Here is an 11,200-nt window from a genome sequence, read left to right as displayed (position 1 = left end):
CCTTCGGCTTGCGGGGGCACTCCGTCGGCTGACGGGGAGCTTCCACCGCTGGAACCTTCCCGTAACTCTCAGGATGTCCACTCGTACGCAACGACGGTTCATCTCAGTAGAGACTCCATCGTGACCAGAGAGGCCCCATGACGACCGACCCGGCGGCGGACGCCCCCGATCTCGCCGAGCTGGTCCACGCCGACCAGGCCGTCGCGGCGTGCGTGCGCCGGGCCGTCGAGCACGACGCGGACGCGCTGATCGGCGTACGCGTCACGGGCGTCGACGTACGGGACAAGGCACTTGTGCGCATGGACGACAGTCGCGAGCTCATCGCCGACACGGTGGTGATCGCCGCCGCCCCTGGCTGCCCGACCTCGAACTGCCCGTACCCCTGCCGTCGTTGCGCGTCACCCAGCAACAGGTCTTCCACTTCCCGCAGCGGGACCCGCACGTGCGGTGGCCGATCCTGGTCTTCAAGGACGAGTCGGCGCAGGTCTACGGACTTCCCTCCGGCCCTGACGGCGGCCCGCTCCCCGCGGTCAAGGTCGCCGAGCACGACCGGGGCACCCCCACCACCGCCCGCACCCGCACCGGGATCGTCGACCCGTCGTCGCGCACCCGGGTGAGCGACTTCGTCCGCGACCGGCTCCCGGGCCTGGATCCCGACCCGGTGGCCGAAGCGACCTGCCTCTACACCATCACCCCGACGAGGACTTCGTCCTCGACCGCCACGGCCCCCTCGTCATCGTCTCCCGTGCTCCGGCCACGGAGCCAAGTTCGCCCCGCTCATCGGGGCGATGGCCGCCGACCTCGCCACGGGACGGGCCGAGCCCCATCCCCGGTTCCGCCTCGATCGCGCGGGCCAGGATGCCGCGGTGGCCGAGCACCCCGAACCCGCTGCGCACTCCCAGGACTCCGACGACAAGGCGCTGGAGCGCGTCATCGTGATCCGGGCCCGCGAGTACCGGCAGGCGGCGAGGGTGTCGGTCGGCGAGATGGCGCAGCGGGTCGGCATCTCCAAGGCCATGCTGTCGAAGATCGAGAACGCCCAGACCGCGTGCGGCCTCACCACGCTCTCCCGCCGCGCACGGGGTCTGGGCGGCCCGGTCACCGCCCTGTTCCGCGGCATGGACGACGAACGCGAGGCCGTCTTCGTCCCCGCCGGACACGGCGCCCGGATCGTGCGGCGCGGCACACGCGTCGGCCACGAGTACGCCCAGCTCGGCTCACTGAGGGGCGCCCACAAGCGCATGGACGCCCTGCAGTTCGACGGTGAGGCCCCGCACGGCCCCGAGCGTCTTGTCGAACTTCCGATCCGCTTTCTGACGGTGACGGCTTTCGGGGACACCCCGCACCACTGAAACCCGGCCTCAAACAGGTCTTCGTCTGCTGGAGGCACACCTCCGGCACGCCGCTGACCGGCGGAAGTACCGCCCACCGCGCAGCGAGAGAAGGCCGAGGTCAACGAGGTGTCCGGTGCGGCCGTTGAACGCGGACACGTCGCACAGAACCCGCTGAACGGCCGTCGCTGGACGGCACCGGAAGCCGCCGTATGGGCGATTCACCGCCCGGGTGGGCGCGGTAGGTCAAGGCTCGTGCCGTGGAGTAGTTCACCCGGGACGACGGCGTCGCTGTCAGAGTGCGTCGATGACAGGGTGATTTCGCCGGATGGAAAAGTTCCGGCCGATTGCATCGCCGTCAGTACGGAATGTTGCATTCCGTAGTTAATCGGGAGCTGGTTCTCCTAACGTGATCGCATGAGCGAAGATCGTGCTTTCTCGGTGCGAACCCTCCGGGACTTGGTGTCGGATGAGGCGTGGGCGGGGCTGACTCGCTACCCGTGCCGCACCTATCCAGCGGCGAAAACCCTGTTGTGGCAGGGGAGACATGGCACCCATGTCCTCGCCTTGATCAGCGGAATGGTGAAGGTGGTCCGTACGGACCGCGACGGGCGGCAGCGGCTGCTGGCCTTCCGCGGGCCGGGGGAGATCTTGGGGGAGATGGCGCTCCAGCATGGCGGAGAACGGCTGGCCGATGTACGGACGATGAGCGAATGCAAAGCATCTGTGGTCCTCGCGGAAGACTTCCATCGCCTTGTACATGACCATCAACTCGCGTACCCGCTCGCCGTCCTGGCGTCCAGCCGGCTGCGCGAGCAGACCGAAGTCGTCGACGGCGCCGTACACGAACGCCTGGCCATGGCGCTGCTCCGCCTGGTCAAGGTCTCCGGCGGTGTGCGTTCCTTCTCCCTGACCAGGGAGGAGCTGGCCCAGCACATCGGAGTGAGCCGCGACACCGTCAGCAAGGCCCTGACGCACCTCGGTCCGGGTCAGGTGCAGTTCGCGAGGAACCGCATCCATGTCACCAGCGTGGAAGCTCTGCGGAGGACCCTCGGCCTGTCCTCCGACGAGTGACGGCGTAGTGTCCCAGGTCACATGTTGTCCGCGTTCCCGGAGCGGAGCGTCCGCGCGCCCGCTGTGAAGCTTCGACTGGCACGGCACCTCGAACGCCCATGCCACCGTCCGGCCCCCGACGGCCGGACGGAACTTCACGGAGGAGTGACACATGCGCGAGTTCTTCAGCGAATCGGCCCAGGACAGCGCCGGGCCTTACACCCGCAGTCGTGCGCTGCCCGCCTATCGGGGGATCCTGGCCGTGGACGCCAAGGGGTTCACGGGACATCCGGCCATCGAGCACGAGGCCATCAGCCGTGCCGTACCCGAACTCCTCAGGACCGCCTTGACCAGGGCGGGACTTGAGGACCTTTGGAACGACCGCAAGTTCCCCGCCTCGACCGGCGACGGCTACGTCTTCGGATTCGACCCCACCCTGATGCCCTTCGTGATCCACCCCCTGCTGCTGACCCTCCAGGACGTCCTCACCGACTACAACGTCCTGTCCTACGGCGCCGTACCCATCAGGCTCCGAGCCAGTCTGCACATCGGCCCGCTTCCGGACACCGGCGACGAGTTCAGCGGTAACGGTACGGCGCGCAACGACACGCACCGGCTTCTCGACTCCCGCCCCGTCAAGGCCGTGCTCGCCTCGCACAAGGAGAACATCACCCACCTCGCGGCCATCCTCTCCCAGCGCTGCTACGAGGACGCCGTGGCCAGCGGGTACACCGGGCGGCACCTCGACCACTTCGTGGAGGTGGCCGCGACGGTCGACGGCAAGCCTTTCGCCCAGCAGGCGTGGATCTATGTACCCCAGCCGTCCGGGCCACTGTACGAGGAGGCCCTGACCGATCCGGCCGCCGAGAGCCCGGTGCGGGAGGACGCCCGTCCGCCGGAGAACGCCAGGACGCAGGGCCCTCGGGTGAGGAACAGCGCTCCCAACGGCAACATCAACACGGGCACGGTGCACGGCGGGCAGAGCGTGTCGAACCACAACGTCGCCGGTGACCACGTCGAAGGAAGCAAGGCCCACCGCGTCCGCGGTTTCCAGGGTGACCAGGTCCACGGCGACAAGTACCAGGGGCGACCGTGACGCCGGATGGAGGGGCGACATCCCCCGAACTGCCCGGACCACCGCGGCCGGCATCCGATGTCCCACCCGAGGCCGAGTCACCGCGTACGGAACCGGAGCACGACGTCTTCTCCGAGCTCTTCGACGCCATCGGCGGAGCCACCGGCACCCGAGGGCCGTTCGTGTACGCCCCGCACGGAAACATCAACACGGGCTCCGTCCACGGTGGCCAACGTGTGCACAACGACCGGACGGGCGACCGGCGGACAGCTCGAACGGTCCGGGTGCGCGAGGGGCCGATCCCCGAGGCGGAGGTGCGAGCCGCGGCCTTCGGGTTCGCGGAACCGGAATGGTTCGAGAGCGCCTTGACGGAACTGGACGGAGGGCTGCTGTTCCTGGCCGGCCGGCCGGGATCCGGCCGCCGCACCGCGGCGCTCAACCTGCTGCGCGTGTGCTGCGGGGAAGGGGCCCCGCTGCGGGCCCTGGACAGCGTCACCGAACTGGACCGTTGGCAGCCCACCGACACCTCGGCGCGCGGCTACCTCGTGGACGGACTCTTCCCGTCCCGGCCGTTCGGGCCCGGTGTGCTCGGTCATGTGCGTTCCCTGCTGAAGAACGCCAATGCGCGCATGGTGATCGTCCTTCCTGACGACACGGCCTTGCTGCGCCGTCTCGAACAGGACCTCCACATCAGTCCCCTCACCTGCCAACCGCCCCCGGCCTCCTCGGTGTTCGGCAGCCGCTTCGAAGCCGTGGTGCCGGACCAGCGCGAGCGGGAGCGTCTGCTGGCCGCACTGGACCGCCATGAGCTGGGGGAACTGCTGGCCCCCGAGCTGGTCCCGGCCGAGGTGGTCGAGCTGGTCACGGCCATCGTGTCGGCCGACGGCGACGCGAAGGCCCTCGGTGACCTCGGGGCGCGGCTGAGCCACCGGGTCGAGCAGGAAGTACCGGAACTCATCGGCGAGTTGCGCGACGACCCGGACGCCCTGTCCTTGCTGCTGGCCGTCTGTGTCTACGAAGGACTGGATCACCGGATCGTCAGGGAGGAAGCCGGCCGGTTGCTGGAGCTCTCCGAGGGGCGTCTGACGGCCGTGCTGTCGGCCACCGATTCCCAAGGCGCCGAGAATGCTGAGCGGCCCAACCCGGACTTCGTCTTCCGGCGTTCTCTGACGGAGCTGTTGCATGCCGTCCGCGCCACCCGGCAGACCCGTGAGATCCGCACGGGAGGTGACTACGCGCACACCGTGGAACCGGTCGTCTTCGTCAGGCATCGACAGGCCGAGGCCGTGCTCAGACATGTATGGCGTGAGTACGGGCCGCTGTCGGACCTGCTCGTCAGATGGCTGAGCGAGGTGCATCGCGACAGTGAACTGACCGAGCCGGTGGGCCGGGTCATGGGGAGGGCGGCGAGCTGGGGAGGCGGGCGCCGGGCGCTGCGGCACGTCCAGACCCTCGCCGAGTCCGAGCGCACCACCAGCCGTCTCATCGCGGCACATGCCCTCGGCATCGCGGCCGAGGACCCCGTACTGGTCGCAGAGGTGCGCTATCGCCTTCAGCGCTGGAGTCTGGCGGTCAGCCCGCAGCTGAGGACCACGGTGGCATACGCGTGCGGTGCGGAGTTCGGGTTGTCGCGTCCCGATGTCGCCCTACGACTGCTCAGCACCCTCCTGCGTGGCGTGCGGACCCGCGACCGGGAGGACGAAGGACAGGCCCGGGTCCGTCTGGCGGTGCGGGTGGCGGTCCTGCGCCTGTTCCAGGCGGGCAACGAGGAGAACGTGTTCGGCCGCCTTATGCAATGGCTGGGCGAGGAACAGGCCGACACGGAACAACTTCTCTCGCTGTTCGGCCAGTTGGCGCAGTCCCCGCAGTGGTTCCAGCAGCACCTTGCCGACGGGACCACGGAAGGGCGGCTGATCGCGGAATTGATCAGCCGGGCACTGAACACAGACAGCTCGTTCGACGTGACCTGTGCCGCCTTGCTGCGGTGGGCCGAATGGGGGCGGTGGGACGAGTCGTTGTTCCACGCGGTGGAGAATCTGTTCATCGCTTTGGCCCGCTCCATGCAGTACGGCGAATTCCGGCTCTTCGTCGAGATGGATCAAGGAGACACCGTCGGCTGGGCAGGGCGAGACATCGCACGGACCGCGCTCGGCAGATGGCGGAGCGGTGAACAAGGGGAGGCGGCATGAGTGATGAATCGGCCGAGCGTCTCTATTTCCGGACGGTCAGACCGCCCTGGCGGGAAATCCTCAGTCACCGCTGGTCCGCCGCAACGGACTGGTCGCTCGTGCTCAGGGATGCTGCGGGGGACCATTACGTCCTCGGCCGCCGTGGAGACCCCGAAGAGTCCGGCGCACACGTGCCGGCGCCCGACGAGGCCGCGGCGCCGGCGCTGGGCGGCAGCTACACCGACGTCTTCCGCGTGGACGTGACCGAGCATGTGGACACCCGGGCCGTCGGCCTGCCCACGGTGTACGGCACGGAATCGGTGGACCTGTGGGTGTCGTGGTGGGTACACGATCCGGTGCGCGTCGTACGTACGAAGACCCTGCACGGTTGGCATGTGATCCGCACCCACCTCACGCGGGCCCTGCGCCGGCTTGCCGACGCCCAGACGGCGGCGGGCAACGGGCTCGGGGCTCCGGAGATCATGCAGCATCTCGGCGTGCCGCAGCGCGTCGAGGAAACGGGCCTGAGCTACCGGGTGTTCGACGTTCGGCTTCGGGAGACCGGTGAGGAACTCCTCCTCGGCCGGCCCGACGACGAGGGAGTTTCCTACTCCTGGACGACCAGCCGGCGCGGCGAGTACGAGTTCTGCCTCCAGGCGCTCCACTCCGGGCCGGTCTCCCTGGCGGCGCTCTGGCTGCTCAGACATCCCGATCAGGTGAGGCAGGTGCTGGACTGGTCGGTCGATCACCAGGACCTGCTCAGCCCGCCGCGCTCCGACTGGCAGGAGGAATTGGCCTCTTTGCTCGGCACGCTCTCCGAACAGGAAAGGAAGGAGATCTCCTACCTTCTGCGTGATCGCATATCCGCGCTGGGACGTCAGGTTCCCGGTGTGACCATCTGATCGAAGAAGATGTATTCGACATTCGAATAGGCGAACGGGCACGCTGTCTTCGGGCGGCGTGCCCTTCCTTTTGCGTCCGTGCTTCGCGTCCGGTTCCGCGCCGCGCTCCGCGTGATCCCGGGCATGTGACCACAGCCACTTCCCGTACGCATTTTGAAAGCAGAAAGCCATGCCCGGATGCGGGAATCTCAGGGCGTCAGGAATTGACGCACGAGAACCCCTCAGACGTCCCGATCACTCCGGAAGGGCGACATGCGAGCAGAGGAAATCCTGCAGGAGATCAACGTGATCCCGTTTCATCGCCGGCGGCCGGTACCCCTGACAGAGGGCGACCGTCACGAGGAGCCGGAAACCGCCGAGTGCCCGGAAGCTCCCCCCACGGTGTTGAACGCCGAGCGGGGGATCATCAACACCGGTACCGTCCATGGCGGTCAACACGTCACCACCATTGAGCTTTCCGGCCACGACCGCAGCGGAGCCGACGGTGACGTCTGAGGTTCTCCGGACCGACGAGCTCGACCCCCTCGTCGCAGCAGCCCTGGCCGCCAGACGCGACATGGTGGTCGTCGCGCCGAACGGTACGGTCAACACAGGTCTGGTGACAGGGGATCAGCGGCAGATCGTGTCCGCCTCGGCGGACGGTGGTCTTCCTGCAGGACCGATGCGACAGGGCCCCGTACGGGCGAAGGACCTGAAGGTGGCGAGGCGCCGTTTCGTGCCGCCGCCCGGCTTCGAGGACGTCCTCGCGGCACTTGACTCCGGAGTCTCCGTGCTCGTCGGAGCACCGGGGACCGGTCGGGAGACACACGCCCTCAATCTGCTGGCCCACGGCAGACAGGAGGCGGCGCTCGTCCAAGTGGACGGGGCGGTCGATCTCACCCGGTGGGTGCCGCGACCGAGAGGAGTGCACGGCTACCTGGTGATGGAACCCGCGGACCCCTTCGCGCTCCGCCCCTGGGACCTCTCCAGGCTGGAAGCACCACTGGCGGAGGCCGGTGTGCGTCTCCTCATTGTGCTGGCGGACGCACCCGGTCTGGCCACCGCCCTTGAGGACCAACTGGGCACGCCGGTCCTGCGCCACCTGCCGCCGGATCCCCGGAAGGTCTTCGCAGCCCATCTCGCGGACCTCTGCCCCGACGGGGACAGGCGCTCCCGCTTGCTGCGGTCCCTGGGACCGGACCTCTTCGACGAGTTGCTGCCCGCGGAGCTGCCGCCCCGCCATGCGGCACAGGCCGCGGACGTCGTGGCCCGGCTGGGTACCGGTGGCGCCTCCTGCGCCGAGGTGCTGCACGCTCTGGCCCGGGAGGAGGCCCCGGAACTGGTGGGTCGGGCACGGGAAGATCCCATACTCCTCGCCCACCTGCTCTCCCTCAGCGTCTACGGAGGCCTCGACCACGGAGTCGTCACGGAGCGGGCGGCGGACCTGCTGGCGCTGACGGGAGCCGGACCGGAGCAGGAGCCCGCGGCGCGGAGTCCGCTCCGTCAGCAGGCCGTGATGGCCGGTCGGCAGTCCATGTCCGATACCTTGCGTGCCCTGGGGGCGCACCGCACGCGGCAGCCGGGGACGGACGCCACGGACACCGTGTCGTTCTTCTGGCCGGCCGTGGGCGACGCCGTGTGGGACGTCCTGTGCCGTGAGCACACGGACCTGCTGCCCCCGTTGCACCCGTGGCTCGCGGGCACCGGATACGAACCGGACCAGATCGAACGGGCCGGGCAGGCGGTCGCCGCCATGGCTGTGGCGACCGGCGGCCGAACCCTGGAGTTGCTGCGGCCCCTGGCGCTTGCCCAGTGGCCTCCGGCCGCCGAGGTGGCCGCCCGCTGCCTGGGCACGGCCGTCCGCGACCCGGCAGCGGCGACGAAGGCGGACGACCTGCTCGAACAGTGGAGCGCCGCACCCGAGGCGGCCCTGCGGAAAGTGGTCGCGTACGCCTGTCGCTCGGACCGCGGTCGGTTCACGGACGGGCAGGCCCTTCGGTTGCTGCACAGGCTCATGGCGGGGCTGAGCGATGACGCGGACGACGTGGCCGTCGCCACCGCCGTCGCCGAGGCGCTGGTGCAACGCTTCACGGCGGGCGACTCCCGGAGCAGGGGAACCATCCTGGGCAGGTTGCGGGACTGGGCAGGCTCCGACGGTGTCCCGGCCCGGTTGGTGGCCCTCACCTTCCCCGCCATGGCGGGAAAGGATCTCGCGTGGTGCCGCGGTCAGATCCTGGCCGACGACGAGATGGCCTCCGGCATGGTTCAACTGACCGGCCACGCTCTCGACGAGTCGACCACCTACCCGTCCATGCGTGACGTCCTCCTGGCCTGGTGCCGGGAAGCCGGCGGTGCGTCGCGGCCCGATCCCGCCCTGGAGGAACTGCTCAGGGGCCTGGTGGCAGCCCGGCAGCCCGGCTTCCTCCGATGGCTCCTGGCCGTCGAACGCGGCCCGGATGCCATGCCCGGCAAGGAACTGGCGGCGCGCCTGCTGGCCATGTGGCGCAGCAAGACACCGGCCACTTACACGGATTGACCAGGAGGAACCGATGTCACTCCCCCCTCACCCCAGCCTCTTCACCACTGTCGAACGTCAGTGGGCAGGCCGGAATCCGGTGCCCGAGCTACGGCTCTTCGCGGCATCGGACGGAGCGGGCGTTCCCCTCGCCCTGGAGCAGGTCCGGCAGAAGCTGTACGACCGCTCCGTGGAACCCGCTGTGCGTACCGCCCTGTGGCACCAGATCGCGGAACGCGTGCGTATGGATGCCGACCGCTCGGACTGGCCGTCGGCAGTGGTGTGGCTGGGTTTGCCAGGTCTCCGCCGCACCGCGTTCAGGATCACCTGGTACTTCCGCGCGGAACGAGAAGACGTCGAGGCCGAACTCGTCACGTGCTATCTCGAAGCCCTGACGGAGGTCGGGCCACATACTCCCGACCCCGGAGGACGGGTGCTGCGTTCGGCCTGTTCGCGCGCCTGGACCGTGTGGCGCCGAGCCCGCCCCGAGATGGCTGTGGACGATGTGGGAGGCGTCGGAGGCATTCCCCTCGACTCGGACACGGAAGGTCCCTGGCAGGTGGATTACCACTCGCCTGCGGCCCGGTCCGGCCTCTCGGCCGACCGGCGGATCATCGTTCCCGCCCACCGTGTGGAAGGTGTACGGATCGGCGCACTCGCCCAGGCCTGGGGCCTGGCCGGCACGGCTGCCGGCACCGCGCATTCCGGCCGGGGCAGGCAGGTCGCGACGATGTCCCTGCGGCGGGGCGGGAGGAAAGGGTGAACGACCGGGTGGAGACACCTCTCACCTTCCGCGAGATCTTCAACCTGCCGGTCAGCGTCGACCTGAGGACGGCGGCCAGGGCGTTCGGCATGTGCCTGGGCACCGCCTACCGGCTCGTCGCCCGCGACACCTTCCCCTGTGACACCGTCCGGGTCGGCCGGCGCCACCGGGTGCTCACCGTGGACCTGCTGCGCGCCCTGGGCATCGAGGAGCGCCCCGTCTTCGCCGACGAGATCGCCGACGGCGTCGCGCTCACCCTCTTCGACTGACCTCCTCTTCCCACCCGCCGGCCGCCTGTCACCGACAAGTCACTCCAGCCAACCTCCCTCCCCGAAGGAGCCGCCATGCCCACCTGCCTCGCCATCGGGGCGACGACCGTCCCCGCCGACCCGTCCGGCCGATCCGTCCCGGACGGGCGACATCGGGCCGTGGTCTTTTACGAGGACGTCGTGCGCCCCACGTGTGAACAACTCGGTCTCACCCTCCTCCGAGCGGACGCACTCACGGAAGCCGGCCTGCCCGCGGACCAGTTGCTGCGCCTGCTCACCGAAGTGGACATCGTCGTCGCGGACCTCAGCGGATCCGACGAGGAGCTCTCCTTCGGGCTGGGCATGCGGCACGCACTCGGCCGGTGCACCGTCCATGTCACCGAGGGATCCATCACCCATTCCAGAGCGGTGAGGACTCCTTCCATCGAGCTTGCGTCCCACCCGGACGGCGCACTCACGGCCCGGCAGCAACTCACGACGCTACTGGTCGACGCCTTTCGCGGGGCGGCTGCCGCGGCTGAGCCCTCACAGCCGATGGCGCAGACTCACGCGGAACTGGCTCCCGGGCAGGACGACCAGCCCGGCCTGTTCGACCTGGCCGCCGAAGCCGAGGCACAACTGGAGGCCATCTCGGGGGACATGGCCGATGTGGAGTCCGCCCTGACAGATCTCGGGGCGATGATGGAGCTGATCGCGGAGGACATGGTCCGCGTCAGCCATCCCGGGGCGTCGATGACCTCGAAGCTGGCGGTGATCAACCGGCTGGCCAAAGCCATCGACGGGCCGGTCGGCGACCTTGAGGCAGCGGCCGAACGCTTCGCGGAGCGCATGGGTGCCGGCGTCGGTGCGTTCGGCGCGTTCCTGGAGTGGGCGGCTGACACGCCGCGCGGCGAATGGCCGGACGGCACGGCGGAGGTTCTCGACCAGGTGGCGACGGCGTCCCCGGAGATGCAGACCATGACGATCGGATTCCAGGAGGTCATGGCACTGATCAACCTGTTCGGTGCTTCCAGCCGGCATCTGCGTGGACCGGCCCGGCGGATCGGTAAGTCTCTTCAGACCATGTTCCGGAGTGTGGCCGTGCTGGAAGAGTGGCAGGGCAAGGCCGAGGCGATCAGACGGGCCTGACCCCCCTCGGCTTCCGA

At 69.2% G+C, this 11,200-nt stretch carries 11 protein-coding genes; all 11 read left to right on the top strand.

Annotated features, from left to right (window positions below; genetic code table 11):
- Window positions 1-137: 137 nt before the first annotated feature.
- The 11 genes from STRIP9103_RS46185 (at window position 138) to STRIP9103_RS09180 (ending at window position 11,183) form a co-directional block, all read left to right on the top strand.
- On the top strand, window positions 138-617 hold the full coding sequence (locus STRIP9103_RS46185) for a hypothetical protein (protein ID WP_234022159.1): 480 nt from the start codon (window positions 138-140) through the stop codon (window positions 615-617).
- Between the two features lie 171 nt (window positions 618-788).
- Window positions 789-1,352 carry a helix-turn-helix domain-containing protein gene (locus STRIP9103_RS09225; protein WP_009305844.1) on the top strand — a complete coding sequence of 188 codons (564 nt, stop codon included), beginning with the start codon at window positions 789-791 and terminating at the stop codon, window positions 1,350-1,352.
- Window positions 1,353-1,748: 396 nt separating this feature from the next.
- Window positions 1,749-2,405, top strand: coding sequence for a Crp/Fnr family transcriptional regulator (locus STRIP9103_RS09220; RefSeq protein ID WP_009305852.1), 657 nt, complete (start codon window positions 1,749-1,751; stop codon window positions 2,403-2,405).
- 151 nt (window positions 2,406-2,556) lie between these two features.
- Window positions 2,557-3,480, top strand: a complete 924-nt coding sequence (locus STRIP9103_RS09215) for a hypothetical protein (RefSeq protein ID WP_009305841.1) — start codon at window positions 2,557-2,559, stop codon at window positions 3,478-3,480.
- Window positions 3,477-5,648, top strand: coding sequence for a hypothetical protein (locus STRIP9103_RS09210; protein ID WP_052315560.1), 2,172 nt, complete (start codon window positions 3,477-3,479; stop codon window positions 5,646-5,648). Before STRIP9103_RS09215 ends, STRIP9103_RS09210 begins: the two co-directional genes overlap by 4 nt.
- A complete protein-coding gene (locus tag STRIP9103_RS09205; RefSeq protein WP_048819965.1) occupies window positions 5,645-6,529 on the top strand; it encodes a hypothetical protein in 885 nt (294 codons plus the stop codon). The genes STRIP9103_RS09210 and STRIP9103_RS09205 overlap by 4 nt, the downstream gene beginning before the upstream one ends.
- A 252-nt stretch (window positions 6,530-6,781) precedes the next feature.
- On the top strand, window positions 6,782-7,024 hold the full coding sequence (locus STRIP9103_RS09200) for a hypothetical protein (protein WP_009305854.1): 243 nt from the start codon (window positions 6,782-6,784) through the stop codon (window positions 7,022-7,024).
- Entirely contained in the window at window positions 7,014-9,044 is a 2,031-nt protein-coding gene (locus STRIP9103_RS09195; protein ID WP_009305850.1) for a hypothetical protein, read from the top strand. The genes STRIP9103_RS09200 and STRIP9103_RS09195 overlap by 11 nt, the downstream gene beginning before the upstream one ends.
- Before the next feature lie 13 nt (window positions 9,045-9,057).
- On the top strand, window positions 9,058-9,786 hold the full coding sequence (locus tag STRIP9103_RS09190) for a hypothetical protein (RefSeq protein WP_048819964.1): 729 nt from the start codon (window positions 9,058-9,060) through the stop codon (window positions 9,784-9,786).
- Complete coding sequence (locus STRIP9103_RS09185; RefSeq protein WP_009305842.1) at window positions 9,783-10,055, top strand: hypothetical protein; 273 nt, start codon at window positions 9,783-9,785, stop codon at window positions 10,053-10,055. The genes STRIP9103_RS09190 and STRIP9103_RS09185 overlap by 4 nt, the downstream gene beginning before the upstream one ends.
- A gap of 75 nt (window positions 10,056-10,130) precedes the next feature.
- The gene (locus STRIP9103_RS09180) at window positions 10,131-11,183 is read left to right on the top strand and encodes a hypothetical protein (protein WP_009305846.1); all 1,053 of its coding nucleotides are present in this window, start codon (window positions 10,131-10,133) and stop codon (window positions 11,181-11,183) included.
- Window positions 11,184-11,200: the final 17 nt, after the last annotated feature.

This window comes from Streptomyces ipomoeae 91-03, assembly GCF_000317595.1.
Taxonomy (GTDB): Bacteria; Actinomycetota; Actinomycetes; order Streptomycetales; family Streptomycetaceae; genus Streptomyces; species Streptomyces ipomoeae.
The sequence above is the reverse complement of the archived record's forward strand: the minus strand, read 5'-3'. Positions and strand labels throughout refer to the sequence as shown.

What these genes read in the sequence shown, in the direction of transcription:
- STRIP9103_RS09215 (WP_009305841.1), top strand. Translation starts at nt 2,557, where the DNA reads ATGCGCGAGTTCTTCAGCGAATCGGCCCAGGACAGCGCCGGGCCTTAC.
- STRIP9103_RS09220 (WP_009305852.1), top strand. Translation starts at nt 1,749, where the DNA reads ATGAGCGAAGATCGTGCTTTCTCGGTGCGAACCCTCCGGGACTTGGTG.
- STRIP9103_RS09190 (WP_048819964.1), top strand. Translation starts at nt 9,058, where the DNA reads ATGTCACTCCCCCCTCACCCCAGCCTCTTCACCACTGTCGAACGTCAG.
- STRIP9103_RS09205 (WP_048819965.1), top strand. Translation starts at nt 5,645, where the DNA reads ATGAGTGATGAATCGGCCGAGCGTCTCTATTTCCGGACGGTCAGACCG.
- STRIP9103_RS09200 (WP_009305854.1), top strand. Translation starts at nt 6,782, where the DNA reads ATGCGAGCAGAGGAAATCCTGCAGGAGATCAACGTGATCCCGTTTCAT.
- STRIP9103_RS46185 (WP_234022159.1), top strand. Translation starts at nt 138, where the DNA reads ATGACGACCGACCCGGCGGCGGACGCCCCCGATCTCGCCGAGCTGGTC.
- STRIP9103_RS09225 (WP_009305844.1), top strand. Translation starts at nt 789, where the DNA reads ATGGCCGCCGACCTCGCCACGGGACGGGCCGAGCCCCATCCCCGGTTC.
- STRIP9103_RS09180 (WP_009305846.1), top strand. Translation starts at nt 10,131, where the DNA reads ATGCCCACCTGCCTCGCCATCGGGGCGACGACCGTCCCCGCCGACCCG.